Source organism: Mangrovibacter phragmitis, assembly GCF_040429585.1.
GTDB classification, from domain to species: domain Bacteria; phylum Pseudomonadota; class Gammaproteobacteria; order Enterobacterales; family Enterobacteriaceae; genus Mangrovibacter; species Mangrovibacter phragmitis.
In genome coordinates this window covers 3774107-3799562 of the sequence record NZ_CP134782.1, presented here as the reverse complement: position 1 = coordinate 3799562, position 25456 = coordinate 3774107, and the positions used below count along the sequence as shown (strand labels likewise).

Genomic DNA, 25456 nt, shown 5'->3' with positions numbered 1-25456 from the left:
AATTACTGGAGTTCAAAATGTCTCTAAGTGTTGAAGCTAAAGCTAAAATCGTTTCTGAGTTTGGTCGTGGTGCTAACGACAGCGGTTCAACTGAAGTTCAGGTTGCCCTGCTGACTGCACAGATCAACCACCTGCAAGGTCACTTTGCAGAGCACAAAAAAGATCACCACAGCCGTCGTGGTCTGTTGCGCATGGTTTCTCAGCGTCGTAAGCTGCTTGACTACCTGAAACGTAAAGATGTTGCACGCTATTCTTCCCTGATCGAACGTCTGGGTCTGCGTCGCTAATATTTGCGAGTTTCTGAAAAAGGGGCCTCCAGAGGCCCCTTTTTTCAACTCAAAAGCAGCAATTCACCAGAAAGTAATGTATTGTTGCTTTTAATAGTCTTTATTGCTGAGGTTCGCGCGGCTAATGAAAGCACATATAATTTTTCTGTGTTTTCATTAGTCGCGAGGGAGCATAAAGGCTGGTAATCACAACAGCACTTTGTTGTGCTGTCACTCGTCTAAAGAAAGGATACTATTTTGCTTAATCCGATCATTCGTCAATTCCAGTATGGTCAACATACCGTCACCATCGAAACTGGCATGATGGCTCGCCAGGCAACTGCGGCCGTGATGGTCAGCATGGATGACACCGCCGTTTTCGTCACCGTTGTTGGTGCTAAAAAAGCGAAACCCGGCCAGGATTTCTTCCCTCTTACAGTAAACTACCAGGAACGTACTTACGCGGCTGGCCGTATTCCAGGCGGATTTTTCCGTCGTGAAGGTCGTCCAAGTGAAGGCGAAACGCTGATTGCGCGTCTGATTGACCGCCCTGTTCGTCCGCTGTTCCCGGAAGGTTTTGTTAACGAAGTTCAGGTTATTGCGACGGTTGTTTCTGTTAACCCGCAGGTTCACCCTGATATCGTTGCTATGATTGGTGCTTCTGCTGCTTTGTCTCTGTCTGGTATTCCATTCAATGGCCCAATTGGTGCGGCGCGTGTTGGTTATATTAATGACCAGTATGTTCTGAACCCAACTGCCGATGAACTGAAAAGCAGTAAACTGGATTTAGTGGTTGCAGGTACTGATAACGCTGTGCTGATGGTTGAATCTGAAGCTGAACTGCTGAGTGAAGACCAGATGCTGGGTGCGGTAGTCTTTGGTCACGACCAGCAACAGATTGTTATCGAAAATATCAAAGCGCTGGTTGCTGAAGCGGGTAAACCGCGTTGGGACTGGCAGCCAGAAGCCGTTAACGAAGCATTGAATGCGCGCGTTGCTGCTCTTGCTGAAGCGCGTCTGAGCGATGCATACCGCATTACTGACAAGCAGGAGCGTTATGCTCAGGTTGATGTCATTAAATCTGAAGTCATTGCTGCTTTGTTGGCAGAAGATGAAGCCCTGGACGAAAATGAACTGGGTGAAATTCTGCATGCGCTGGAAAAAAACATTGTCCGTAGCCGCGTACTGGCTGGGGAACCGCGCATTGATGGCCGTGAAAAAGACATGATTCGTGGCCTGGATGTGCGCACAGGCGTTCTGCCGCGTACTCACGGTTCAGCACTGTTTACCCGTGGTGAAACTCAGGCGCTGGTTACTGCAACTTTAGGGACTGAACGTGATGCGCAAAACATCGATGAATTGATGGGTGAGCGCACTGATCGTTTCCTGTTCCACTATAACTTCCCTCCATACTCTGTGGGTGAAACCGGGATGGTAGGTTCGCCAAAACGCCGTGAAATTGGTCATGGTCGTTTGGCTAAACGTGGTGTGGCAGCTGTTATGCCTGCTGCAGACCGTTTCCCATACACTGTGCGTGTTGTTTCTGAAATCACTGAGTCCAATGGTTCTTCTTCCATGGCTTCTGTCTGCGGTGCGTCTTTAGCACTGATGGATGCAGGTGTGCCGGTGAAAGCTGCTGTTGCGGGTATCGCAATGGGTCTGGTGAAAGAAGGCGATAATTTCGTTGTCCTTTCTGATATCCTGGGCGATGAAGATCATCTTGGCGATATGGACTTTAAAGTAGCGGGTTCTCGTGAAGGTATTACTGCTTTGCAGATGGATATCAAAATCGAAGGTATCACCCGTGAAATCATGCAGGTTGCTCTGAACCAGGCTAAAGGTGCGCGTCTGCACATTCTGGGTGTGATGGAACAGGCAATCAATGCTCCGCGTGGTGACATTTCTGAATTTGCACCGCGTATCCATACGATTAAGATCAACCCTGATAAGATCAAAGACATTATCGGTAAAGGTGGCTCTGTAATCCGCGCTCTGACTGAAGAAACCGGTACAACCATTGAAATTGAAGATGACGGTACTGTGAAAATCGCAGCAACTGATGGTGATAAAGCAAAACATGCTATTCGTCGCATCGAAGAAATTACTGCTGAGATTGAGGTTGGTCGCATCTATAATGGTAAAGTTACGCGTATCGTTGATTTCGGTGCGTTTGTAGCGATTGGCGGCGGTAAAGAAGGTCTGGTGCATATTTCTCAGATTGCCGACAAGCGTGTAGAAAAAGTGACAGACTACCTGCAGATGGGCCAGGAAGTTCCGGTTAAAGTACTGGAAGTTGACCGCCAGGGCCGTGTGCGTCTGAGCATGAAAGAAGCGGTTGAGCAACCAAAAGCGCAGGAGCAGGAAGAAAAATCTGCTCCGGATGCCGCGGTTGACACTCAGGCAGAGTAATCTCGCTCTATGGCATATTAATATCCGATACCGTCTGTAAACATGTTGCCCGCCAGTGCCGCACTGGCGGGCAACAAAAACAGTATCTGGAATGCGGAGTTGACTCTTCATGGTGACATGAAGAGTTGTTTCATTCAGGGCAGGAAGCCATGTTATACAACCGGGTAACAGGACGTTCATCCATTTGTTGTCTTCGGGAGTAGGAAATGAAGCCTTTTTTGCGCTGGTGTTTCGTTGCGACAGCCCTGACGCTGGCGGGATGCAGCAACTCTGCCTGGCGTAAGGATGAAGTGCTTGCTGTTCCTTTACAGCCAACACTACAGCAGGAAGTTATCCTGGCGCGGATGGAACAAATTCTTGCCAGTCGGGCTTTAACCGAGGATGAACGCGCACAGCTTTTATATGAGCGCGGAGTGTTGTATGATAGTCTCGGTCTGAGAGCTTTAGCGCGGAATGATTTTTCTCAAGCGCTGGCAATCCGACCAGATATGCCTGAGGCTTTTAATTATCTCGGGATTTATTTAACGCAGGCGGGCAATTTTGATGCCGCTTATGAAGCGTTTGATTCTGTACTTGAGCTTGATCCAACTTACAACTATGCGTATTTAAACCGTGGTATCGCGCTGTATTACGGCGGTAGGTACCGGTTAGCGCAAGATGATCTGCTGGCGTTTTATCATGACGATCCTAACGATCCTTTCCGTAGCCTGTGGCTTTACCTTGACGAAAGCAAGTTAAACAAACAACAGGCAAAAGACGCGTTAAGACAACGCTTCAACAAATCGGACAAGGAACAATGGGGATGGAATATTGTCGAATTCTACCTTGGTGACATCAGTGAAAGCACACTGATGGACAGACTCAAGGCAGATGCAACGGATAACACCTCGCTCGCTGAGCATCTCAGTGAAACCAACTTCTATTTAGGTAAGCATTACCTAAGTCTGGGGGATAAGGACAGTGCTGAGGCATTGTTCAAATTAGCGCTTGCTAACAACGTTCATAACTTTGTCGAGCATCGCTATGCATTGTTGGAATTATCGCTCTTGGGCCAGGAGCAAGATGACCTGGCAGAATCGGACCAGCAATAGCTGACGAATTTTTTCAGCCCTTTTTATCGAGTCTTCACCTTCAGGGGTGAGGGCTGTTTTGTTCGTCAATTCAACAAATTTGAGCCGGTTCACACTTTTCAATGAAAATTGCAGATCGTTTTCACGATGAGTTATGTAGACTGGCCGCCATTGACACTGAGGCACTTGTACTACATGGCTGATATTGAAACCACCTTTTCCGAACTGGGCCTGAAAGCCCCAATCCTTGAAGCACTGAGCGACCTGGGTTATGAAAAACCTTCGCCGATTCAGGCTGCCTGCATCCCGCACTTACTGGAAGGGCGTGATGTTCTGGGGATGGCCCAAACCGGGAGTGGCAAAACCGCAGCGTTTTCGCTGCCGTTACTGAACAATATTGATCCTGAGTTGCGCGCACCGCAAATCCTGGTTCTGGCTCCAACGCGTGAGCTGGCCGTTCAGGTTGCAGAAGCGTGCAATGATTTTTCTAAACATATGCGTGGCGTGAATGTCCTGGCCCTTTATGGTGGCCAGCGTTATGACGTTCAGCTGCGCGCTTTGCGCCAGGGGCCACAAATCGTTGTGGGTACACCTGGTCGTCTGTTAGACCACCTGAAACGCGGCACTCTTGATCTTTCCCAACTGAAAGGTCTGGTTCTGGATGAAGCAGATGAAATGCTGCGCATGGGCTTCATCGAAGACGTTGAAACCATCATGGCAGAAATTCCTGCAGGTCATCAGACCGCACTGTTTTCTGCAACTATGCCAGAAGCGATTCGCCGTATTACACGTCGTTTCATGCAAGACCCGCAGGAAGTGCGGATCCAGACCAGTATTACTACGCGTCCTGATATCAGCCAGAGTTACTGGACTGTCTATGGTATGCGTAAAAACGAAGCGCTGGTTCGTTTCCTGGAGGCTGAAGACTTTGATGCGGCGATTATTTTCGTGCGTACCAAGAATGCGACTCTTGAAGTGGCCGAAGCCCTGGAACGCAATGGTTACAACAGTGCTGCACTGAACGGTGATATGAACCAGGCTCTGCGTGAACAAACGCTGGAGCGCCTGAAAGATGGCCGCCTGGACATTCTGATTGCAACAGACGTTGCTGCACGCGGCCTGGATGTTGAACGTATCAGCCTGGTCGTTAACTACGACATCCCGATGGATGCTGAGTCTTACGTTCACCGTATTGGCCGTACTGGCCGTGCTGGTCGCGCTGGCCGTGCTTTGCTGTTTGTTGATAACCGTGAACGTCGCCTGCTGCGTAACATTGAACGCACTATGAAGCTGACCATCCCGGAAGTGGAACTGCCGAATGCTGAGTTACTGGGAGAGCGCCGCCTGGCTAAATTCTCTGCCAGTGTTCAGCAGCAACTGGAAAGCAGTGATCTCGATCTGTACCGTGCGCTGTTAAGCAAACTGCAGCCGGGTGAAGAAGCTGATATGGAAACGCTGGCCGCAGCATTGCTGAAAATGGCTCAGGGTGAGCGTCCGCTGATTCTGCCGCCGGATCCGGTTATTGAGCGCCGTCCGCGTCGTGAATTCCGTGACCGTGACGATCGTGGTGATCGCCGTGGCGAGCGTAGTGAACGTGGTGATCGTCCGCGTCGTGAACGCCGTGATGCTGGTGAAATGGAACTTTACCGTATCGAAGTAGGCCGTGACGATGGTGTTGAAGTTCGTCATATCGTTGGCGCAATTGCAAATGAAGGCGATATCAGCAGCCGTTACATCGGTAACATTAAACTGTTTGGTTCACATTCCACCATTGAACTGCCAAAAGGCATGCCGGGTGACGTATTACAGCACTTTACCCGTACGCGTATTCTCAACAAACCGATGAATATGCAGCTATTAGGTGATGCACAGCCACAGCCGCGTGGTGAACGCCGTGGTGGTGGTGGTCGTAGCTTTGGTGGCGAACGCCGCGAAGGTGGCCGTGGTGAAGGCCGTCGCTTCGGTGGTGGTGAGCGCCGTGAAGGTGGTCGTCCATTTAACGGTGAACGTCGTGATAACCGTGACAGTCGCGCACCGCGTCGTGACCGTGATGACTCAACAGGTCGACGCCGCTTCAGCGAAGCATAATTCAGCGTAGCTACTGATATTCAGGCCCTGCGTAAGCAGGGCTTCAAATTGATGAAAAAGAAGGAAAAAGTGTGGTTTTCCCTTCTTTTTATTTAGTAGCCGAAAATCAATAAATTGATTTTCCTGGTTTTTTATTGGTGACATCCTCTCGTTCTATGCGGACATGAGGTTTGTCATCAGACTGAGGCCCTGCGTAAGCAGGGCTTTTTTTTGCTATTTTTCCTGCTTTATACTCACTTTAGCGAAATAACTGACCGTAAACTTTTCTTTACATTTTGCATTTCACTATGCTTTGGCCAATTCAGGCAAGGTTATTTCAGCGTGTACTCATGTACTGGTACAATGTTCCATATAATTACTGGCCTAAAAATGGGCCCAATGGAGCTTGTATGGCAACACTCACAACATCATCTTCAGCCTCTGTGTCTGTTTGGGGCGGCGTGATGCTTATCGCGGGTACCATCATTGGTGCTGGTATGTTTTCTCTGCCCGTTGTGATGTCTGGTGCCTGGTTTTTTTGGTCTCTGGCGGGGCTGGCTTTCACCTGGTTTTGCATGCTGCATTCAGGGCTGATGATTCTTGAAGCAAATCTCAATTATCGCCCGGGAGCGAGTTTTGATACCCTGACACGGGACTTACTGGGTAAAAAGTGGAATTTGCTCAATGGCCTGTCCATCGCATTTGTCCTGTATATCCTTACTTATGCATATATTTCTGCAAGTGGTTCTATTCTGCAGCATACTTTTTCTTCTTTATCCCTGAATATCTCAGCACGTTTTGCCGGAACCGGTTTTGCACTGTTGATTGCTTTTATTGTCTGGCTGAGCACAAAAGCGGTGAGCCGGGTAACCGCCATTGTGTTGGGGGCAAAAGTGATTACGTTCTTTCTCACTTTTGGCACACTGCTTGGGCATGTCCAGCCAGCGATATTGCTTAACACCGCAGACAGCAACCCACATTATGCGCCGTATTTGTTGATGACCCTGCCATTCTGCCTTGCTTCATTTGGTTATCACGGAAATGTCCCAAGCCTTGTGAAGTACTATGGGAAAAATCCTGCGGCTATCGTGCGTTGCCTGGTGGGGGGAACGCTTATCGCGCTGGGCCTGTATGCTATCTGGTTACTGGGAACGATGGGGAATATCCCGCGCCATAACTTCATTGATATCGCTGCAAAAGGCGGCAACATTGATGTGCTGGTTCAGGCTCTGGGTAGTGTACTGAACAGTAAAAACCTGGGGTTGCTGTTGGTGGCGTTTTCCAACTTTGCTGTGGCAAGTTCATTTCTGGGGGTGACTCTGGGGTTGTTCGATTATCTGGCTGATCTGTTCAGCTTCGATGACACGTCGTCAGGCCGCCTGAAAACAGCTGGGCTGACCTTCCTGCCGCCGGTTGCCGGGGCGTTGTGCTGGCCAAACGGTTTTCTCTATGCGATTGGTTATGCTGGCCTGGCGGCAACGGTTTGGGCGGCAGTCGTTCCGGCTCTGTTGGCACGAAAATCACGCAAGCGCTTCCCGGATGCGCCGTTTCGGGTGTGGGGAGGAAAACCGCTCATTATACTGGTGCTTTGCTTTGGCATCGTGAACGCGGCGGTTCATATTCTGTCCAGTTTTAATGTGTTGCCTGCTTATCAGTAAACCGAAAAAACGCAGGGTTGCCCCTGCGTAAGTCCACTATTACAGACTCGCTTTGACTTCCATTGCCAGTTCAAAGGAGTGCAGGCGAGCCTGGTTATCAAAGATTTGCCCGTTAACCATAATTTCATCGGCCTGGGTTTCCCGCAATAAACTTAACAGGCCATGGCGCACTTTGGTTTTATCGCCAACCAGAGACATACTCAGTGCCTGTTGAACACCATATTGCTCCGCCGGGCTCCAGAAATTAGCGATATTCTGGATTGGCTGAGGTAATTTGCCTGTTTCGCCACGGCGTAATTTTACAAATGCCTGCTGCATTGAAGTAAACAAAAACTCAGCGTCGCGGTTGCTGTCGGCAGCAATAATATTAATGCACACCATGGCCCGGGGTTTTTCAAGACGCCTGGAAGGTACGAAGTTGCTGCGGTAAAGCTGCAGGGCCTGGAACAGCATATCGGGGGCAAAATGCGATGCGAAAGCAAAAGGCAACCCGAGTTTTGCCGCCAACTGAGCGCTATAAAGGCTGGAGCCTAAAAGCCATACCGGGATACGCAGCCCATAGCCGGGTACAGGGTGTACGGCAGAAGCATTTTCACTGGCATCGAACCAGTTTATTAATTCACAGACATCTTCCGGGAAGCTGTCCAGTTCGCTATTCATATGGCGACGTAATGCTGCCATTGTTCGGTGATCACTCCCTGGCGCACGGCCTAACCCCAGGTCGATACGCCCCGGGAAGAGCGTTTCCAGCGTACCAAATTGCTCTGCAATAACCAGTGGAGAATGGTTCGGTAGCATAATACCGCCAGACCCCAAATGAAGGGTGGTGGTATTGGCCGCAAGGTAGCCAATAAGCACGGAGGTTGCTGCACTGGCTATACCAGACATGTTGTGGTGTTCTGCCAGCCAGTAGCGGTGGTAGCCGAGTTTCTCAGCAAGCTTTGCCAGCTCAAGAGAGTGGCTGAAGGCTGTACCTGCTTCTGCGCCTTCAGGTACAGGGGCAAGGTCAAGAACAGAAAACGGTACACTGGCGTAATCAGACATAAGCACTCGCTTTTATCGCATCGTTGAGAACAAAAGAACGACTCCGGGCAGATGGTTTTAGCATCTGCCCGTTCATGTAATTTTAATACTGCATTAAAGATTGATGATGCGCGTTAACAATGCGAGCTGTTTCAGACTTCGAGGTTAAGACCTGCCAGGCGTTTCCAGTAACCGTTACAATCGTGGTGGTTTTCCAGTACCAGGGGTTTTTCACCCTGCTCATTGGCGCGGAAGTGTTTGAGCACATCCAGCGTTCCCAATCCCATTGGCGACAACCGGACAATATCTACCAGACCTTGCATACCGGCTAATTCATTACCAAGGTTGTACACATAACCACTCATGGTCTGAATACCATTGAGCACGAAAACTTGCTGGTCTTCCTGTGAGCGCATATTGCGGCCAACCGGGTATTTGATACAGCAGGTCTCACACTCATCCTTTGCCCGGTTTTCTGAACGGGCAGTAAAACAACGAGCAGAATATGCCAGCGGCAGGTGACCATAGCTGAGTACTTCCACTTCGAACTGATTACGAATACCCAGCGTATCGCACTGCTCAAGTAATTTAATCAGCCAGTCACGGGAAAGTTCAACTGGCATACACCAACGTACCATCCCCTGATTAAGTAAAATACGCAGCGTGACAGCGTTATAGCAGTTGAGCGCATGCCCGGCGACAAAAGGCAGTTTGTGTTCCGCTGCAAGGCTGACTGTACCGAAATCATTGGCCTCAATCATAAACTCGCCGTTATCGACATAGCGCTTCAATTCGCCCAGCTCTGAAGGTGCCTGAACGAGAGCGAGTGTGGATAACACTACTTGCTTCCCGCTACCAGCCAGCATTTTTGCCAGCGCCATCCAGTCACCTTGCTTTGTTGCCCGGCGCTTACTACAAACAGCTTCACCCAGATAAATAATATCCGCTTCACTTTTTTGTGCGGCAGTATAAAACGTTTCCAGTGTTTCTTTCGGCCAGTAATACAGCACAGGCCCTAATGAATATTTCATCTTTGCTCCTGTTACTGCCATTTCCGGTGATAGGCGCCAAGGGTTGTCTGGGTACCTTCTGCCATTGCGCCAAGCGCCTGCATCCATGCATCTTGTGGCACGAAGTTCTCGGGATCTGCGCTGCAGCGGTCAATCGCCTGGCGCCACACTTTGGCAACCTGAGTAACATAAGCCGGGCTGCGCTGGCGGCCCTCGATTTTGACGGATGCTATACCCATGGACATCAGTTCAGGCAGGAGAGACAAAGTATTCAGGCTGGTGGGTTCTTCCAGCGCGTGATACAAATCGCCATCGACCCGGTAGCGCCCTTTGCACAAGGTTGGGTAGCCCGCATTTTCGTTTTCCTGGTAGCGGTCTATCAGTACGTCGTTCAACCGGGATTCCAGCCCTTGCGGTGTCTGTTGCCAGCGCACAAAACGCGCGGGTGAGCAGGCACCTACGGTATTCGGTGATTCGCCTGTCAGGTAGGAGGAGAGATAGCAACGCCCTTCAGCCATAATACACAGGCTGCCAAATGCGAAGACCTCCAGTGGAACAGGGGTAACGCGGGCGAGTTGTTTCACCTGGTGAATAGACAACACCCGAGGCAGCACAACACGGCTGACGGCGAAGTTATCGTGATAAAAGCGAATGGCGGCTTCATTGGTGGCTGATGCCTGAACAGAAACATGGCGCTCAACGCCTGGGTAGCGACGGGCTGCGTAATCCAGCATTGCCAGGTCGGCCAGAATTAGGGCGTCTGCACCCAGTTGGGCTGCCATATCTACCGCTTTTTCCCAGCGGGTGTAACCATCGGGATGCGCAAACGTATTGATAGCAATATGTAGTTTACGTTTATGGCGATGCACAAACTCCACTGCTTCTTGTAACCGCTTTTCGGTAAAGTTTAACCCGGCAAAATGGCGGGCGTTGGTATCATCTTTCAGGCCAATATAGACCGCGTCGGCACCATTTTCGATGGCCGCCTTCAGAGCCGGTAAATTCCCGGCCGGACAAAGCAACTCCATAGCGTTTCCTGGATTGTCTGGTAACCATCAACGTTACCGGGCTGACCGTAACTGGACAGCAAGAATTGTTAACGAAGTGCGATTCTAGTTAACCTTTACACGATACATTTTGATTTAAGGCAGCTAAAGTCGTATTCATAGCTCCAGACACTGGTAATGAAACCTGTGTAATAGTTGATTTGAGCCGCTATCTCGCCAGCCTGATGTGGCAGAATATGCGGTAATATTGTGTTAAGGAGTGAAAGCCCGTGTTGGAAAAATTGCGTACAAATCTGGTGCGTCTTGGTCCTGCGTTGTTGCGCCAGCCGGTAAAGCTGACGCCATTTGCGTTGAAACGTAAAGTTCTGGAACAAGTTCTTGGCTGGCAGTTTCGTCAGGCGCTGGAGGAAGGCGAGCTGGACTTTCTGGAAGGTCGCTGGCTGAGTATCGAGGTGCGTGATATCGGGCTGCAGTGGTTTACTTCGTTGCAGGCGAACCAGCTGGTGGTGCGTGAACAGGCAGATGCTGATGTGAGTTTTATTGCCGATGCCAACGATCTGTTACTGGTCGCAGCACGTAAGCAGGATCCTGATACACTCTTTTTCCAGCGCCGTTTGGTGATTGAAGGCGATACCGAACTTGGCTTATATGTTAAAAATTTGATGGATGCTATAGAGCTGGATGCAATGCCTAAGCCGTTGCGGGTTCTGCTACTTCAACTCGCTGACTTTGTCGAAGCTGGCCTTGAAAAAGCGCCCGCAATCAAACAGACCTCAGTAGGTGAGACATGCTAATTCGTGTGGAAATTCCCATTGATGCCCCTGGCATTGATGCACTGCTTCGCCGGGCATTTGACGGTGATGCAGAAGCGCAACTGGTTCACTCCCTGCGTGAAGATGGATTGCTGACATTGGGTCTCGTCGCAACCGATGACGAAGGCCAGGTGGTTGGCTATATTGCGTTCAGCCCGGTAGATATCGCTGGGGAAGACCGGCAATGGGTCGGGCTGGCCCCGCTGGCAGTCGATGCACCATTTCGTGGCCAGGGGCTTGGTAAGCAACTGGTCTATGAAGGGTTGGACTCGTTAAACGAATTTGGTTATGCCGCTGTTGTTGTGCTTGGTGAGCCTGGGTTTTACTCACACCTGGGCTTTAAAAAAGCCGCACAGTTCGACTTGTATTGCCGTTGGCCTGAGACAGAAAATGCTTTCTTGGTTTATCCTTTGGCGGAAGAGGCTCTGGCGGGTATTTCTGGGCGGGTTGATTATCACGAACACTTTAATCACTTTTAATCTCCAGGCGTGTGCAAGCCCGCCAGAAGATTAACCAGTTTCGTGTTGTCGGTAAGCAGGTGCTCTTTTTCAGCCCGGGTAAATTGTTTTACCCGGTATTCTGCACGCAGTGCCAGTGACTTATCACCTATCGGGTAACTGAATACCAGGCTTAACTTACCCGCACCCCGCAACGCTTTTGCGCCTTTACCGCGCTGATGCTGGCTAAAACGGCGTTCGACATCCGTTGTAATGCCTGTGTAGAGGCGGTTATTTTGCGTGTGAATAAGATACAGGAACCAGACAGACATCGTATTAAGTTGTAAAGGAGTGTCAGGCTACCTTACCACGAATTGGGCGACCGGTCAGTGGCCGCCAGAATCACGTCGCAGGTTTAAACAAACAGGAGTCGCGATGGAGTCTCTGAGTGTTATCAGCCGGTGGCTGAAGAAGCAGCATGTCGTCACTTTTTGTGTCTCAAATGAAAGTGGTATCTGGTGCGCTAATGCATTTTTTTATTTTGATGAACAGCGTGTGGCGTTTTACCTGCTGAGTGATCCCGCCTCCCGCCATGGTGAGATGATTGGTCAAAGCAGGCCGGTGGCGGGTACCGTGAATGGTCAGACCAAAAGTGTCGCGCTGATTCGTGGCCTGCAGTACAGCGGAACTATTCGTTTGGTTGATGAAGCTGATTCAGGCCCATTGCGTGAGCCTTATTACCGGCGTTTCCCAATCGCCAGAGTCCACAAAGCACCGATTTGGGAAATTCTGGTTGATGAACTCAAATTCACCGATAACACCCTGGGGTTTGGTAAGAAATTATTCTGGTTCCGTGACCCTGAGGCTGCACAGCAGGCAGGTCTTGACCAGTGAATGTATTACTCGCCGGCGCCAGTGGTTTAGTTGGCAGCCATTTGCTTGAACTGCTGGTTGCCAGCCCGCATATTTCTCATATCGTTATTGCCGCGCGCCGTTCACTACCTTCCCACCCGAAAGTGACTTGCATTGCAGCCCCTGAATTAGCAGACGCCCTGAATCAGGTCGCAACACCGGTCGACCTGGTTTTCTGTTGCCTTGGCACAACGCGCCATGATGCGGGCAGCACTCAGGCTTTTTACGCGGTGGATCATGATTTGGTGGTACTGACCGGGAAAACCGGGCTACGTCTTGGTGCTGAAAAAATGTTGGTGGTCAGCGCCATGGGGGCCAACCCGCGCTCATGTATCTTCTATAATCGAACAAAAGGTCTCGCAGAGTATGCTTTGATTGAACAGGCCTGGCCTGAACTGGTCATTGCCCGTCCATCCATGCTACTGGGCAGTCGCCGTAAAAAACGCTGGACAGAAACGTTGAGCACACCGTTTTTTAAATGCCTGCCAGGCTCCTTGCGGGCTATCAGAGCCGCAGATGTCGCCCGGGCTCTGATGTTTAATGCATTATCCGATAATAAGTCTGCCGTTGTTGTCAGGGACTCCGCTCAACTCAGCCAGGACGCAAAGCATTACACAGTTTAAACAGATTGTTCCTGCCTGGTATCCTGGCATAGCAGGCCGCGGGACGTTTTAATCACTACATATTTTTTTGAGGTTCTTATGGCAACGCAATCCGCGCCTGCTGAACGGGTGTCTGCATTTGCATGGTGGAAACCCGCCTTGTTTTTCCTGGTAACGGCTGTCGGTCTTTGGTATGTAAAATGGCAACCCTATTATTTTAAAGCGTTTACTGCGGCTGAAACCCACAGTATTGGGCATTCCATTATTGCTCAGGCTGAAACACATCCCTTCCAGTCGGCCATTGATTACTCTGTGGTGTATTTTTTGGCCGTGTGGAAAGCGGCTGTACTTGGTGTATTGCTGGGGTCATTGATTCAGGTTTTGCTCCCCCGTAACTGGTTACTGAAAACACTGGGTCAAACTCGTTTTGGCGGAGCTCTGTTTGGGGCGTTATTCGCAATACCCGGTATGATGTGTACTTGCTGTGCGGCACCAGTGGCAGCAGGCATGCGCCGTCAGTCGGTTTCCATGGGCGGCGCTTTGGCATTCTGGATGGGCAACCCATTGCTTAATCCGGCTACGCTGGTCTTTATGGGATTTGTACTGGGCTGGCAATTTGCGTTGATACGTGTTGTTGCCGGGTTGGTTACCGTGCTGGGTGTGGCGTGGATGGTACAACAGTGGGTGAAGGAGCCTGATATACTCAGTGCCCGCGCTAAATCAAATGCGCTGTTGGATAACATACCCAGCCAGCAAACAGGGGGGTTCTTACGCCGGTGGGCATCAGCGTTATGGTGGCTGTTCTGGAGTACCATTCCGGTATATATCCTTGCTGTATTCATTCTGGGAGCCGCCCGTGTCTGGCTGTTCCCTCATGCAGACGGCATTATTGAAAACAACCTGTTCTGGGTTGTGGCAATGGCAATTGCCGGGTGCCTGTTTGTGATTCCGACGGCGGCTGAAATTCCTGTTATTCAAACGCTGATGGCCGCAGGGATGGGAACAGCTCCGGCGATGGCGTTGTTGATAACGTTACCTGCAGTAAGCCTGCCATCACTGGTTATGTTGCATAAAACATTCCCGGCAAAAGCGCTCTGGCTCACGGGGCTGATGGTGATTGTTTGCGGGAGTGTACTGGGGGGGCTGGCACTGATGTTCTGAGTTGTTCTGGTCAGTTACCGGCACTTTGCAAAACAACAAAGCCCTGCGTATACAGGGCTTTATTTTCCTGGCTATAGCGATATCTCTGGCCAGACGTGCACACCGCCAGAGTGGGAAGCTTATTATTTCAGGGGCGTAAACGCAGTAGTGACATGTTTAACACCACTGACCCGACTGGCAATATCTGCAGCCGCTTTTGCTTCAGCATCTGTTACCAGCCCCATCAGGAAGACTTCGCCATTTTCAGTGGTTACTTTCACGTTCGATGATTTCACCGTATCACTTGCCAGCAATTGTGAACGTATTTTGGTGGTTATCCACGTATCCATGGAAATTGTGCCCAGGCTGATTGGCTGCATAATCCGGATTTCGTTATAGACTTCCGTTGCACCTTCCACACCCATGGCAATTTTCTTCGCTTCTTCAGACAGTGCTTGCGTCGGTGCCTGGCCTGTCAGCAGCAATTTCCCCTGGTATGCCATGACATTGACGCGAGCTTCTTTTTTCAACTGTTCATCTTTGCTCAGGGCATTACTGGCACGTAACTCCAGCGTGCCATCATCCACTTGAGTACCTACAGTTCGCGGATCGGTAGCGGTTTTTGTTGCGACGGCTGCACTTCCCACGACTACAGCGCCAACACAGCCTTGTAACAGTAGAGCGGAAATAAGGACTGCCAGCGGCGTTAATGCCTTCATGAGTACTCCTTAGTCGTCCTGGTGAGGAAATAATGTGTTATCGATCAGATCACATAAGCAATTCACCGTCAGCATATGCATTTCCTGAATACGTGCACTGCGATGAGAGGGTATACGAATTTCAACATCTTGCGGGCCCAGCAGACCGGCAAGTTCACCACCGTCATAACCGGTCAATGCCACAATTGACATATCACGGGTGACAGCCGCTTCAACTGCTTTCACGATATCTCTGCTGTTGCCACGAGTCGAAATCGCTAATAAAACATCGCCATGATGGCCTAAAGCACGAACTTGCTTGGCATAGATCTCATCATGCAAACGGTCATTACCTATGGCGGTCAGGACCACATTATCAGCATTTAGTGCAATAGCAGGTAAACTGGGGCGCTCCGTTTCAAAGCGGTTTATCATACTGGCGGCGAAATGCTGCGCATTCGCCGCAGATGTGCCATTACCGCAGCACAGCACTTTATTGCCGTTCAGTAAACATTGAACAATGGAGAGTGCGGCGCGTGAAATTGCATCTGGCAGCGCTTCTGCAGCCGCAATCTGTGTTTGAATACTTTCGGTAAAACAGGCTTTAATTCTGTCCAGCACAATAGATCCTGATGCAATGGCTTTTAATTGTCGCAGGCGGAGAATGCATTAGGTATCCATTCCGCCCGGTCATTCGTGAAGGCTAACACATCAAAACGGCAATCCACAGTATCAAAACTCTGGTTTTGTTGCGCCAGCCATAAGTTGGCAGTTTGTAACAGTTTACGCCTTTTTTGGCGAGTGATACTGGCTTGCGCACCACCATATAGTGCTGACTGGCGATAGCGCACTTCAACAAAAACCAGGCACCCGCCCTGTTGCATAATAAGGTCTATCTCACCTCTGCCAAAACGCACATTGGCTGCAATAAAATGTAACCCTTGCTGCTCCAGCCAGCGGCGCGCCCTCTGTTCCCAGAGCGCGCCTTTCTGTTGTGTGGCACTTAATTGACGGGAACCACGTTGCCTTGTTGGTACATAAGCCATGGCAATTTCCGTTTGATAACACAATCGCTATTGGCGGTCAGGTTGCCAGTATTCCCCATAACCTGGTATCCGGGCACCTGACGTATTTGCGAAAAGTGGCTGGCCAGCGTCCAGGCATCGACACCCATAGCATACAGGCGGGCAAGTGAGTAATCGTTATTCACACTGCCGAGCGCTTGCTGCATCAGGGTATTATTGCCCCCGGACAACATCGGAATGTCACTGAATTGCAGACCGCTCATTTCCAGACGGAAGTCTGGCCCGGTACCGCCCTGGGCACTGCGTGAGCTGGCATACAACACTGCACCGCCATTACGGCTGCCTGAACCCATGGTTATCATCGGTTTGAGCAGTGCCAGCTCAGGTTGAGTCGCCACAATATATACTGCGTCTACTTTTCCTGAGGTTCCGGCAGTGATGTCTGCATCGGAAGGCGCTGCCGGAATGGTTAACCCACCAATGGTCACACTCTTCTGCTGTGGCAGGCTCGCCTGAACGGGACGGCCAGTCAGCGTAATACCTGAATTGCGGTTAATGCTCATTTTCAACTCATTTACTGAACCGAACTGTTGCTCAAGTACTACACCACCACCCAGTTGTTGCCACGCCGTGGCAAAAGCTTTACTGATACGCGAACCAAAACTATTGCGTGGAATCAGTACCAGCGGGTTACGTTGCCCGGATTGCCAAATATGTCGCGCAGCATCTGCGGCTTCGTTTTCTGGCGACAACGCGAAGTAACAGACATTTGCCTGATTCTGCACATCTTCCGGTTGGTTAAGAGCCAGCATATTTAAAGTGGTATTGATTTTAACTGCGGCTTTAACATTTTCTTTCAGCAATGGACCGATAATGATACTGGCACCGTCTTTTTGGACCTGAGCCATGATCTGATCAATGGATTGCGCACTGGTGTCATACACTTTTAATTCAGCGGATGGATTTGCTGGGGTGCTATTAATAGCCTGGGTATCAGCAGATGGCGTTGTGCTGGCTACAACGGGTGTGTCTGGTGTGGTGGTGTCAGTTGTAGCCGTAGTGCCGGTTTGTGTGGCGGTAGCTGTTTCACCGGTCAGATTATCAACGGATGCTGCAGATGGGCTGACAACCCCCCCGTTTGCACTTGCCGCTGTGTCTGCGGTGGTGCCCGGAGTGGTTTGCACACCATTTGCCTCAGTGTTGCTGGCAGAGGCAGGTACAGATTGCGGCGCAATCTGGGTAACTGGCGTTGTACCTGCATTTTTGGCCGCCTCGAAACCTTGCTCAATCGTACGACCAAAAATGGCCGCCTGGCCGCTCAGTGGCAGCAACAAGGCAATTTTTTGAACTGACGTAGGCTGGAATGACTGCACGTTTGCCAGTGGGGTTGGTAGCATTTTTGCTGCCGGGTTGTCCGGGTAACGTGTCTGCCAGTCTTTGATTGCAGCCTGTAGCATGGTGGCATCATTACGGTTATCGAACCACATATGCTGCAAGTCGAGCCAGCCACGTAAGGTCTGTTCACCGGTATTGATAACCAGTGCATTAGCTTGTTCCCTGGTCATTGAAGAAAGGGCCTGCCAGGTTGCATCAATATTTTGCTGTTTTGCCTTCCCCTGCAGTCCGGGTTCCTGAGCAATTAACGCCCGGAGTAACTCAATAGAAGGCGTGCCGTGGTTAAGCGCAATTTGCGCCTGCCAGTAACGTTGCGCCTGAGACGGGGTCAGTGTTTCTGGATTTATATTTGCCAGCAGTGTTTTTGCGCTGTCCGGGTCTTGCTGCACCAGTTTCATTTCAACGGCCAGCAATGCCTGTTCATCACGTTGCTGTGCGGTAACCTGCTGTGGTAGTTCCTGGAAGAGTTGCACTGCCTGGTTGGTTTTCCCTTCCTGGAGTAGTGAACGAATGGCAAGTAATTGCCAGTTGGTCTTGGTATCATTCGTACTCTGCTGCATTTGCTGCAAGTAGAAGGCGGAACCGGCCTTTACCTGGCCTTGCATGTAAGGTGCACTTTGGTCTGGTTCATGCGCGACGCATCCTGCGAACAAAATCGCGGCCAGAACCACTGGCAGGCTGCGTGAAGCTTTAGAACGAAAACGGTTTGACGGTACCATACTGTATCCAGTGTTTTTTTGCTTAATGCTCAATATTAAATCGGCAATACGGATGAAACAATGAAACAAGACGAATCAGTGCTGAATTCTGATGGTCAGCTTTATATCGTTCCTACACCTATCGGAAATTTGGGTGATATTACTCAACGTGCGCTGTCCGTATTGCAGTCTGTTGATCTTATTGCAGCGGAGGATACCCGTCATACCGGGTTACTTTTACAGCATTTTGCCATAAATGCGCGTTTATTCGCACTTCATGACCATAATGAACAACAAAAAGCAGAAACATTGCTGGCTAAGTTGCAAGAGGGGCAGAACATTGCTCTGGTTTCCGATGCCGGAACACCGCTGATTAATGACCCGGGTTATCATCTGGTGCGCACCTGCCGTGAAGCGGGAATTCGTGTGGTGCCATTACCTGGCCCATGTGCTGCCATTGCCGCTTTAAGCGCAGCAGGTTTGCCTTCTGACCGGTTTTGTTACGAGGGCTTTTTGCCTGCCAAACCAAAAGGGCGGCGGGACGCACTGACCGCATTGTCGCAAGAGCCGCGCACGCTGATTTTCTATGAATCCACTCACCGTCTGCTGGACAGCCTCGCGGATATAAATACGGTGCTGGGGTCCGGGCGCTATGTAGTGCTGGCTCGTGAGCTCACCAAAACCTGGGAATCTGTATATGGTGCCCCGATAGGTGAATTACTGGCCTGGGTTCAGGAAGATGATAACCGGCGTAAAGGGGAAATGGTGCTGATTGTGGAAGGTTATAAGGCACAAGAAGAAGCCCTGCCGCCGGATGCATTGCGCACTCTGGCCTTATTACAGGCAGAATTACCACTGAAAAAAGCTGCCGCGCTGGCGGCAGAAATTCATGGTGTTAAGAAAAATGCGCTGTATAAATATGCGCTGGATGCACAGGATAACGGTTGACGTTATCCTGGCAAAACAGGCATGAATATAGCAAATGTGGCGTGTTCATGCCTTGCTGGTGGATCAGGTCACGGGGGCGGGGTTAAATACAGCCAGTTGGTTGTGCAGGCCCCACTGGTCTGAGAAGGTTTTTTTCCGTCCACTGGCTACATCGAGAATAAAGTGGAACAACTTCCAGCCCACATCTTCAATTGTCTCTTCACCCGTTGCAATGGTGCCGGCATTAATATCCATTAAGTCAAACCAGCGGTTAGCCAGCTCAGTACGGGTTGCCATTTTTATCACCGGTACAGCCATCAGGCCATAAGGTGTCCCACGGCCCGTTGTGAAAACCTGAACGGTGATTCCTGATGAAACCTGTTGTGTGCCACAAACAAAGTCGCTGGCAGGCGTTGCGGCATAAATCAGCCCACGTTTTGTGGGGCGCTGGCCGGGCGATAATACTTCCACAATCGCACTTTTCCCAGACTTGGCAATGGAGCCCAATGCTTTCTCAACAACGTTTGCCAGCCCGCCTTTCTTATTCCCTGGTGATGGGTTGGCGCTGCGGTCCGTTTTCCCCATATCCAGATAATTGTCATACCAGGCCATTTCTTCAAGCAGGCGTTTGCCTACGTCTTTATTGACTGCGCGCGGAGTGAGTAAATGAATGGCATCACGCACTTCAGTCACTTCAGAAAACATTACGGTCGCACCGCAACGCACCAGTAAGTCAGATGCGAAACCCACTGCCGGGTTTGCTGTTACGCCAGAGAATGCATCACTCCCGCCACACTGTGTACCCACTACCAGTTCAGATGCCGGGCAGGTTTCGCGTTTACGCTGGTTGAGCTTGTCCAGATGACGGGCAGCGACACGTAAGATATCTTCCACCATTGACTGGAAGCCAATGTGCTGTTCATCCTGCAGCCGCACTATGCTGGCTTCATCCACATTTATTGGCTGAACATCTTCAGTACCCTGCAACAGGCGCTCAGGTTGCAGCTTTTCACAACCCAACCCAATCACCATCACCTCTCCACCAAAATTGGGGTTAAGCGCGATGTTATGGATAGTGCGAATCGGAACCACTGCTGCAGGCGCATTAATAGCCACACCGCAACCATACAGGTGATTCAGCCCAACCACGCCATCAACATTAGGGTAGTTGGGGAGTAAGTCTCGCTCAATCAGTTTGACTACATAATCCACAACCCCTGCGACACAGTGTACGCTGGTGGTGATACCCAACAGGTTTTTGGTACCGACACTGCCATCTGCGTTGCGGTAACCTTCAAAGGTGTATCCTTCCAGCGGCGGTAAAGGCTCAGGAACGCGGGTCGCCAGTGGGAGTGTGTTCAAGGGTGGCGCTTTTGGTAATTCCACCATGGATTCATCAATCCAGGCTCCGGCCGGAACATTACGTACCGCATAGCCGATAACTTCGCCATAGCGAATTATTTCCCCTTTTTGTGGAATATCACTTAAGGCTACTTTATGCCCCTGGGGAATATGCTCAATTAATGTCAGGCCATCAGGAAAACATGTGCCAGCCTTTAAACCATTGTCATTAACAATAATAGCGGCGTTATCAGTTTCATGAACTTTTATATAAAATGCCTGAGGTGAATGCTGTTTAACTTCTATCGTTGCCATTTCCAGTATTCTCCAGGTACGCTGTCTGGTGATATTTAAAAAATGAAAAGGTTAATAAATATATTGTGGAATTAGCATGTCAGGTTCATTCAGAATAAAATGTGATCTGCATCACTTAATATGCTGAAGCCAGAGCTGGCAAGGTGGGGAACAGTAAAAATTGTGCATTATCGCCCATGCTATTGTGCATTTGCTCATTAGATAATTTAAATTCACACTTTCAATTGTGCGTTTGCATGGTGCGCGTTATTTATACTGTGATTATACTGTGGAAAATTAAAAAACACTTACCAGTTTTTTTTATTGGTTTATTTATATGGTGTTCATAAAAACATTTTAAATTTATTTGTTTGTACCCGACTTAGAGGCTGGAAAAATGATTTTGGATGAAACGGTGGAAGCTAAACGGGGAATGCACACCCGATATCTCATATTATTAGTGATATTTATTGTCACTGCAGTGAATTATGCAGACAGGGCCACTCTCTCCATCGCCGGTGCTGAAGTGGGTAAAGAACTACAACTTAGTTCAATCTCTTTGGGATATATATTTTCGGCTTTCGGTTGGGCTTATTTGTTAATGCAAATTCCCGGAGGTTGGCTACTGGATAAATTTGGTTCACGTAAAGTTTATACCTACAGTTTGTTTTTCTGGTCATTGTTTACTTTCCTGCAAGGGTTCGTTGGCATATTTCCTCTTGCATGGGCCGGGATCTCAATGTTCGTGATGCGCTTTATGCTGGGCTTTTCCGAAGCGCCTTCATTCCCTGCAAATGCGCGTATTGTTGCCGCGTGGTTCCCGACCAAAGAGCGTGGCACCGCCTCGGCGTTGTTCAATGCTGCGCAATATTTCTCATTAGCTATTTTTTCTCCGTTACTGGGCTGGCTCACGTTTACCTGGGGTTGGGAACATGTGTTCACCGTAATGGGGGTTATTGGCTTTATCCTGACCTGGATCTGGACTCGTACTATCCATAACCCAACAGCTCATCCGCGCATGTCTGAAGCAGAACTGGACTTCATCCGTAAAGGTGGAGCAGTTGTGGATATGGACCAACGCAAGAATGACAGCATCGCTGGTCCAAAGGCTAACTATATCAAACAGTTGCTTACAAGCCGGATGATGTTAGGTGTATTTTTTGGCCAGTATTTCATTAATACCATTACCTGGTTCTTCCTGACCTGGTTTCCTATTTACCTGGTTCAGGCGCGTGGCATGTCAATTTTGAAAGTTGGCCTGGTTGCTTCTATTCCTGCACTGTGTGGTTTTGCTGGTGGAGTATTGGGCGGCGTGTTCTCAGATTACCTGATTCGTCGTGGTGTCTCTCTTACCTTTGCCCGTAAGTTACCAATAGTGCTTGGCATGTTACTGGCCTCAACCATCATTTTGTGTAACTACGTCGATAACACCGCACTGGTTGTGACGCTGATGGCGTTGGCATTCTTCGGTAAAGGTTTTGGGGCGCTGGGCTGGCCGGTAATTTCAGATACTGCACCGAAAGAGATCGTTGGGTTGTGCGGTGGGGTGTTTAATGTCTTCGGTAATGTAGCATCAATTGTGACTCCACTGGTGATTGGCTACCTGGTCAGCGAGCTTCACTCCTTTAATGCTGCTCTGATCTTTGTCGGCTGTTCAGCACTGATGGCGATGGTTTGCTACCTGCTGGTTGTTGGCGATATCAAACGTATGGAACTTCAAAAATAAGCAACGATAAAGGCAAGACAAATGAATAGCGAATTTTTCCCAAATGCATTCAAAGCCGCGCTGGCGGCTCACCAGACACAGATAGGCTGCTGGTCTGCTCTTGCAAGCCCTATCACAACAGAAGTGCTTGGCCTTGCTGGTTTCGACTGGTTGGTGCTGGATGGCGAACATGCGCCGAATGATATTTCTACCTTCATTCCCCAGCTTATGGCTCTGAAGGGCAGCCTCAGTGCTCCTGTGGTGCGCGTTCCAACCAATGAGCCGGTCATCATCAAACGGTTTTTGGATATCGGTTTTTATAACTTCCTGATCCCGTTTGTTGAATCAGAAGATGATGCCGTACGGGCTGTGGCATCGACACGTTATCCACCGCAAGGTATTCGTGGCGTTTCTGTTTCTCATCGCAGTAATGGCTACGGCACAGTTAAAGACTACTTCAAAACGGTAAACGACAACATCACGATTCTGGTGCAAATCGAAAGCCAGGAAGGGCTGGATAACCTGGATGCAATTGCTGCGACTGAGGGTGTGGATGGCATCTTCGTGGGGCCGGGTGATTTGTCCGCCGCATTGGGTTATCTGGGCAACCCTTCTCATCCTGAAGTGCAACGCGCAATTGCGCATATTTTTGAACGCGCAAAAGCACATGGCAAACCCGCCGGTATTTTGGCACCCGTTGAAGCTGATGCCCGTCGTTACCTGGAGTGGGGCGCAACCTTTGTTGCTGTGGGCAGTGACCTTGGGGTTTTCCGCGGTGCCACTCAAAAACTGTGTGATGCATTCAAAAAGTAACGACCACCTGTAAATAGCGAGAGAGAGCAAATTATGACGATGAAAGTTGGTTTTATTGGCCTGGGTATTATGGGTAAACCAATGAGTAAAAACCTCATTAAGGCCGGTTATTCCCTGGTGGTTTCAGACCGTAATCCTGAAGCCATTGCCGATGTTATTGCTGCAGGTGCAGAAACTGCAGCAACACCGAAAGCCATTGCTGAACAGTGTGATGTCATTATTACGATGCTGCCCAACTCCCCACATGTGAAAGAAGTTGCATTGGGTGAGAACGGTATTATCGAAGGTGCCCGCCAGGGGCTGGTGTTAATTGATATGAGTTCCATTGCTCCACTTGCCAGCCGCGAAATCAGTGAAGCACTGAAAGCGAAAGGCGTATCCATGCTTGATGCACCGGTTAGCGGTGGTGAACCCAAAGCTGTGGATGGCACATTGTCTGTGATGGTTGGCGGTGACAAAGCAGTATTCGATAAATACTACGACCTGATGAAATCAATGGCAGGTTCAGTGGTTCATACCGGCGATGTCGGTGCAGGTAATGTGACTAAACTGGCAAACCAGGTCATTGTTGCCCTGAATATTGCAGCAATGTCTGAAGCTCTGGTTCTGGCAACGAAAGCGGGTGTTAACCCGGATCTGGTTTATCAGGCAATCCGCGGTGGGTTGGCAGGAAGCACTGTGCTGGATGCCAAAGCCCCAATGGTTATGGATCGTAATTTCAAACCGGGTTTTCGTATTGAACTGCATATTAAAGACCTGGCGAATGCGCTGGATACTTCCCATGGCGTGGGTGCTCAGTTACCTCTGACCGCAGCGGTAATGGAAATGATGCAGGCATTACGTGCTGACGGGCTTGGCTCTGCCGACCACAGTGCACTGGCATGCTACTACGAAAAACTGGCTAAGACTGAAGTCAGCCGATAAGGCAAGGGCGCGAGACAGCGCCCGGATGTTTTCGCCCTGAGTGGCATGACCAGGCAACAACCTTATGAAAATCGTAATTGCACCCGACTCATACAAAGAGAGCCTTTCTGCCACTCAGGTAGCGCAGGCAATTGAAAAAGGATTTCGTGAAATCTTCCCTGATGCCGAATATGTCTCCGTGCCGGTTGCCGATGGTGGCGAAGGAACCGTTGATGCCATGATAACGGCCACTCAGGGAGTCAGAATGAGCTCCCCGGTTACCGGGCCTTTAGGGCAACAGGTTATGGCGGAATGGGGTATTTCGGGTGACGGGAAAACCGCATTTATTGAAATGGCCCAGGCCAGCGGTCTTGCACTGGTTCCACCGGAACAGCGTAACCCATTACTGACGACTTCTCGTGGTACGGGGGAATTAATTCTCCATGCACTGGAGAAAGGTGCTCAAAACATCATTATTGGTATTGGTGGCAGTGCGACCAATGATGGTGGCGCGGGTATGGTTCAGGCTTTGGGTGCCCGCCTTACCGATGAAGCCGGTGAGGAAATTGGTTTTGGTGGCGGTAGTCTTTTACAACTGCGTAATATTGATATCAGCAATATGGACTCCCGCCTTGCGCATTGCGTGATTAATGTTGCTTGTGATGTCACCAACCCTTTATTGGGTGAATACGGCGCTTCCCGAATCTTTGGGCCTCAGAAAGGGGCGACGGAAAGCATGATTCGCACGCTGGATTATAATCTTGACCACTTCGCAGACATCATTAAAAGTGCGCTGAATGTCGATGTGAAGAATGTCCCTGGCGCTGGTGCGGCTGGTGGTATGGGAGCAGCATTAATGTCGTTTTTGGGTGCAGAGTTGCGCAGTGGTATTGAGATTGTCACTGAAGCACTGAATCTGGAAGAACACATTCACGACTGCACCTGGGTTGTTACAGGTGAAGGCCGGCTGGATAGCCAAAGTATTCATGGTAAGGTGCCAGTTGGTATTGCCAGTGTGGCGAAAAAATACCATAAGCCCGTCATTGGTATAGCGGGCTCTCTGACGAAGGATGTCGCTGTTGTGCATCAGTATGGTATTGATGCCGTATTCAGCGTATTAAGCAGTATTGGCTCTCTGGAAGAGGCGTTTCGGGGCGCGTTTGAAAATATCTATCGTGAGTCGCGTAATATTGCGGCCACGTTAATGGTCGGTATGTGCACCGCAAGGTGACAGACGGCGTGAA

24 protein-coding genes and 1 pseudogene are annotated in these 25456 nt (G+C 49.9%); 16 read left to right on the top strand and 9 right to left on the bottom strand.

Features of this window, described 5'->3' with window-relative positions; translation table 11 throughout:
- Window positions 1-17 precede the first annotated feature (17 nt).
- The 6 genes from rpsO (at window position 18) to mtr (ending at window position 7470) form a co-directional block, all read left to right on the top strand.
- Window positions 18-287, top strand: a complete 270-nt coding sequence (gene rpsO, locus MPHASIOC01_RS18425; RefSeq protein WP_064600585.1) for a 30S ribosomal protein S15 — start codon at window positions 18-20, stop codon at window positions 285-287.
- A gap of 237 nt (window positions 288-524) precedes the next feature.
- Window positions 525-2675, top strand: a complete 2151-nt coding sequence (gene pnp / locus MPHASIOC01_RS18420) for a polyribonucleotide nucleotidyltransferase (protein WP_353613056.1) — start codon at window positions 525-527, stop codon at window positions 2673-2675.
- A gap of 206 nt (window positions 2676-2881) precedes the next feature.
- Complete coding sequence (nlpI, locus tag MPHASIOC01_RS18415; protein ID WP_353613055.1) at window positions 2882-3766, top strand: lipoprotein NlpI; 885 nt, start codon at window positions 2882-2884, stop codon at window positions 3764-3766.
- 101 nt (window positions 3767-3867) lie between these two features.
- Window positions 3868-3948: a protein YrbN gene (gene yrbN / locus MPHASIOC01_RS18410; protein ID WP_110027122.1), complete on the top strand. Its 81-nt coding sequence runs from the start codon at window positions 3868-3870 to the stop codon at window positions 3946-3948.
- Window positions 3941-5833, top strand: a complete 1893-nt coding sequence (locus MPHASIOC01_RS18405; protein WP_353613054.1) for a DEAD/DEAH family ATP-dependent RNA helicase — start codon at window positions 3941-3943, stop codon at window positions 5831-5833. Before yrbN ends, MPHASIOC01_RS18405 begins: the two co-directional genes overlap by 8 nt.
- A gap of 389 nt (window positions 5834-6222) precedes the next feature.
- A complete protein-coding gene (mtr, locus tag MPHASIOC01_RS18400; RefSeq protein WP_353613053.1) occupies window positions 6223-7470 on the top strand; it encodes a tryptophan permease in 1248 nt (415 codons plus the stop codon).
- A 39-nt stretch (window positions 7471-7509) separates the two neighbouring features.
- Here mtr and MPHASIOC01_RS18395 read toward each other — a convergent pair whose 3' ends face one another.
- The 3 genes from MPHASIOC01_RS18395 to MPHASIOC01_RS18385 all read right to left on the bottom strand — a co-directional run bounded on the left by MPHASIOC01_RS18395 (window position 7510) and on the right by MPHASIOC01_RS18385 (window position 10531).
- Window positions 7510-8514 (bottom strand): luciferase-like monooxygenase, encoded by a 1005-nt coding sequence (locus MPHASIOC01_RS18395; RefSeq protein ID WP_064600578.1) that lies wholly within the window; start codon window positions 8512-8514, stop codon window positions 7510-7512.
- A gap of 131 nt (window positions 8515-8645) precedes the next feature.
- Window positions 8646-9524, bottom strand: coding sequence for a U32 family peptidase (locus MPHASIOC01_RS18390; protein ID WP_353613052.1), 879 nt, complete (start codon window positions 9522-9524; stop codon window positions 8646-8648).
- Window positions 9525-9535: 11 nt separating this feature from the next.
- Window positions 9536-10531, bottom strand: coding sequence for a peptidase U32 family protein (locus MPHASIOC01_RS18385; RefSeq protein ID WP_064600575.1), 996 nt, complete (start codon window positions 10529-10531; stop codon window positions 9536-9538).
- 248 nt (window positions 10532-10779) lie between these two features.
- Here MPHASIOC01_RS18385 and MPHASIOC01_RS18380 point away from each other — a divergent pair, with 248 nt between their 5' ends.
- Window positions 10780-11304 (top strand): SCP2 domain-containing protein, encoded by a 525-nt coding sequence (locus MPHASIOC01_RS18380; protein WP_064600573.1) that lies wholly within the window; start codon window positions 10780-10782, stop codon window positions 11302-11304.
- Window positions 11298-11801: a GNAT family N-acetyltransferase gene (locus MPHASIOC01_RS18375; RefSeq protein WP_064600571.1), complete on the top strand. Its 504-nt coding sequence runs from the start codon at window positions 11298-11300 to the stop codon at window positions 11799-11801. Before MPHASIOC01_RS18380 ends, MPHASIOC01_RS18375 begins: the two co-directional genes overlap by 7 nt.
- Here the strand turns inward: MPHASIOC01_RS18375 and MPHASIOC01_RS18370 are convergent.
- A pseudogene (locus MPHASIOC01_RS18370) lies at window positions 11788-12091 on the bottom strand (GIY-YIG nuclease family protein). The gene MPHASIOC01_RS18375 and the pseudogene MPHASIOC01_RS18370 overlap by 14 nt on opposite strands.
- A gap of 103 nt (window positions 12092-12194) precedes the next feature.
- Between MPHASIOC01_RS18370 and MPHASIOC01_RS18365 the strand changes: the two are divergent.
- The 3 genes from MPHASIOC01_RS18365 (at window position 12195) to MPHASIOC01_RS18355 (ending at window position 14434) form a co-directional block, all read left to right on the top strand.
- Window positions 12195-12653 (top strand): YhbP family protein, encoded by a 459-nt coding sequence (locus MPHASIOC01_RS18365; protein ID WP_064600567.1) that lies wholly within the window; start codon window positions 12195-12197, stop codon window positions 12651-12653.
- A complete protein-coding gene (locus MPHASIOC01_RS18360) occupies window positions 12650-13294 on the top strand; it encodes an NAD(P)H-binding protein (protein WP_353613051.1) in 645 nt (214 codons plus the stop codon). The genes MPHASIOC01_RS18365 and MPHASIOC01_RS18360 overlap by 4 nt, the downstream gene beginning before the upstream one ends.
- A gap of 78 nt (window positions 13295-13372) precedes the next feature.
- The gene (locus MPHASIOC01_RS18355) at window positions 13373-14434 is read left to right on the top strand and encodes a permease (RefSeq protein ID WP_064600563.1); all 1062 of its coding nucleotides are present in this window, start codon (window positions 13373-13375) and stop codon (window positions 14432-14434) included.
- Between the two features lie 122 nt (window positions 14435-14556).
- On the opposite strand, the gene dolP is transcribed toward MPHASIOC01_RS18355, so the two are convergent.
- From dolP to MPHASIOC01_RS18335, 4 genes are read right to left on the bottom strand one after another with little or no spacing between them, the layout of a single operon-like run.
- On the bottom strand, window positions 14557-15132 hold the full coding sequence (gene dolP / locus MPHASIOC01_RS18350) for a division/outer membrane stress-associated lipid-binding lipoprotein (RefSeq protein WP_064600561.1): 576 nt from the start codon (window positions 15130-15132) through the stop codon (window positions 14557-14559).
- A gap of 9 nt (window positions 15133-15141) precedes the next feature.
- Window positions 15142-15732, bottom strand: a complete 591-nt coding sequence (gene diaA, locus MPHASIOC01_RS18345) for a DnaA initiator-associating protein DiaA (RefSeq protein ID WP_064600559.1) — start codon at window positions 15730-15732, stop codon at window positions 15142-15144.
- 23 nt (window positions 15733-15755) lie between these two features.
- Complete coding sequence (locus MPHASIOC01_RS18340) at window positions 15756-16157, bottom strand: YraN family protein (RefSeq protein ID WP_064600557.1); 402 nt, start codon at window positions 16155-16157, stop codon at window positions 15756-15758.
- Complete coding sequence (locus MPHASIOC01_RS18335; RefSeq protein WP_064600556.1) at window positions 16115-18250, bottom strand: penicillin-binding protein activator; 2136 nt, start codon at window positions 18248-18250, stop codon at window positions 16115-16117. Before MPHASIOC01_RS18335 ends, MPHASIOC01_RS18340 begins: the two co-directional genes overlap by 43 nt.
- Window positions 18251-18310: 60 nt before the next feature.
- Here MPHASIOC01_RS18335 and rsmI point away from each other — a divergent pair, with 60 nt between their 5' ends.
- Window positions 18311-19177, top strand: coding sequence for a 16S rRNA (cytidine(1402)-2'-O)-methyltransferase (rsmI, locus tag MPHASIOC01_RS18330; protein WP_064600555.1), 867 nt, complete (start codon window positions 18311-18313; stop codon window positions 19175-19177).
- A 63-nt stretch (window positions 19178-19240) separates the two neighbouring features.
- Here rsmI and garD read toward each other — a convergent pair whose 3' ends face one another.
- Window positions 19241-20812, bottom strand: coding sequence for a galactarate dehydratase (gene garD / locus MPHASIOC01_RS18325; RefSeq protein ID WP_353613050.1), 1572 nt, complete (start codon window positions 20810-20812; stop codon window positions 19241-19243).
- Between the two features lie 376 nt (window positions 20813-21188).
- On the opposite strand from garD, the gene MPHASIOC01_RS18320 reads away from it, so the two are divergent.
- The 4 genes from MPHASIOC01_RS18320 (at window position 21189) to garK (ending at window position 25443) form a co-directional block, all read left to right on the top strand.
- Window positions 21189-22517 carry an MFS transporter gene (locus tag MPHASIOC01_RS18320; RefSeq protein ID WP_353613049.1) on the top strand — a complete coding sequence of 443 codons (1329 nt, stop codon included), beginning with the start codon at window positions 21189-21191 and terminating at the stop codon, window positions 22515-22517.
- A 21-nt stretch (window positions 22518-22538) separates the two neighbouring features.
- Window positions 22539-23309 carry a 2-dehydro-3-deoxyglucarate aldolase gene (garL, locus tag MPHASIOC01_RS18315; RefSeq protein WP_353613048.1) on the top strand — a complete coding sequence of 257 codons (771 nt, stop codon included), beginning with the start codon at window positions 22539-22541 and terminating at the stop codon, window positions 23307-23309.
- Between the two features lie 33 nt (window positions 23310-23342).
- Window positions 23343-24233 carry a 2-hydroxy-3-oxopropionate reductase gene (gene garR, locus MPHASIOC01_RS18310; RefSeq protein ID WP_036104796.1) on the top strand — a complete coding sequence of 297 codons (891 nt, stop codon included), beginning with the start codon at window positions 23343-23345 and terminating at the stop codon, window positions 24231-24233.
- A 64-nt stretch (window positions 24234-24297) separates the two neighbouring features.
- Window positions 24298-25443 carry a glycerate 2-kinase gene (gene garK / locus MPHASIOC01_RS18305; protein WP_064600548.1) on the top strand — a complete coding sequence of 382 codons (1146 nt, stop codon included), beginning with the start codon at window positions 24298-24300 and terminating at the stop codon, window positions 25441-25443.
- Window positions 25444-25456 lie beyond the last annotated feature (13 nt).

What these genes read in the sequence shown, in the direction of transcription:
- MPHASIOC01_RS18395 (WP_064600578.1), bottom strand. Translation starts at nt 8,514, where the DNA reads ATGTCTGATTACGCCAGTGTACCGTTTTCTGTTCTTGACCTTGCCCCT.
- MPHASIOC01_RS18355 (WP_064600563.1), top strand. Translation starts at nt 13,373, where the DNA reads ATGGCAACGCAATCCGCGCCTGCTGAACGGGTGTCTGCATTTGCATGG.
- mtr (WP_353613053.1), top strand. Translation starts at nt 6,223, where the DNA reads ATGGCAACACTCACAACATCATCTTCAGCCTCTGTGTCTGTTTGGGGC.
- rpsO (WP_064600585.1), top strand. Translation starts at nt 18, where the DNA reads ATGTCTCTAAGTGTTGAAGCTAAAGCTAAAATCGTTTCTGAGTTTGGT.
- garR (WP_036104796.1), top strand. Translation starts at nt 23,343, where the DNA reads ATGACGATGAAAGTTGGTTTTATTGGCCTGGGTATTATGGGTAAACCA.
- MPHASIOC01_RS18365 (WP_064600567.1), top strand. Translation starts at nt 12,195, where the DNA reads ATGGAGTCTCTGAGTGTTATCAGCCGGTGGCTGAAGAAGCAGCATGTC.
- MPHASIOC01_RS18335 (WP_064600556.1), bottom strand. Translation starts at nt 18,250, where the DNA reads ATGGTACCGTCAAACCGTTTTCGTTCTAAAGCTTCACGCAGCCTGCCA.
- garK (WP_064600548.1), top strand. Translation starts at nt 24,298, where the DNA reads ATGAAAATCGTAATTGCACCCGACTCATACAAAGAGAGCCTTTCTGCC.
- nlpI (WP_353613055.1), top strand. Translation starts at nt 2,882, where the DNA reads ATGAAGCCTTTTTTGCGCTGGTGTTTCGTTGCGACAGCCCTGACGCTG.
- dolP (WP_064600561.1), bottom strand. Translation starts at nt 15,132, where the DNA reads ATGAAGGCATTAACGCCGCTGGCAGTCCTTATTTCCGCTCTACTGTTA.
- MPHASIOC01_RS18390 (WP_353613052.1), bottom strand. Translation starts at nt 9,524, where the DNA reads ATGAAATATTCATTAGGGCCTGTGCTGTATTACTGGCCGAAAGAAACA.
- MPHASIOC01_RS18320 (WP_353613049.1), top strand. Translation starts at nt 21,189, where the DNA reads ATGATTTTGGATGAAACGGTGGAAGCTAAACGGGGAATGCACACCCGA.
- MPHASIOC01_RS18340 (WP_064600557.1), bottom strand. Translation starts at nt 16,157, where the DNA reads ATGGCTTATGTACCAACAAGGCAACGTGGTTCCCGTCAATTAAGTGCC.
- MPHASIOC01_RS18405 (WP_353613054.1), top strand. Translation starts at nt 3,941, where the DNA reads ATGGCTGATATTGAAACCACCTTTTCCGAACTGGGCCTGAAAGCCCCA.
- MPHASIOC01_RS18375 (WP_064600571.1), top strand. Translation starts at nt 11,298, where the DNA reads ATGCTAATTCGTGTGGAAATTCCCATTGATGCCCCTGGCATTGATGCA.
- MPHASIOC01_RS18385 (WP_064600575.1), bottom strand. Translation starts at nt 10,531, where the DNA reads ATGGAGTTGCTTTGTCCGGCCGGGAATTTACCGGCTCTGAAGGCGGCC.
- yrbN (WP_110027122.1), top strand. Translation starts at nt 3,868, where the DNA reads ATGAAAATTGCAGATCGTTTTCACGATGAGTTATGTAGACTGGCCGCC.
- garD (WP_353613050.1), bottom strand. Translation starts at nt 20,812, where the DNA reads ATGGCAACGATAGAAGTTAAACAGCATTCACCTCAGGCATTTTATATA.
- rsmI (WP_064600555.1), top strand. Translation starts at nt 18,311, where the DNA reads ATGAAACAAGACGAATCAGTGCTGAATTCTGATGGTCAGCTTTATATC.
- garL (WP_353613048.1), top strand. Translation starts at nt 22,539, where the DNA reads ATGAATAGCGAATTTTTCCCAAATGCATTCAAAGCCGCGCTGGCGGCT.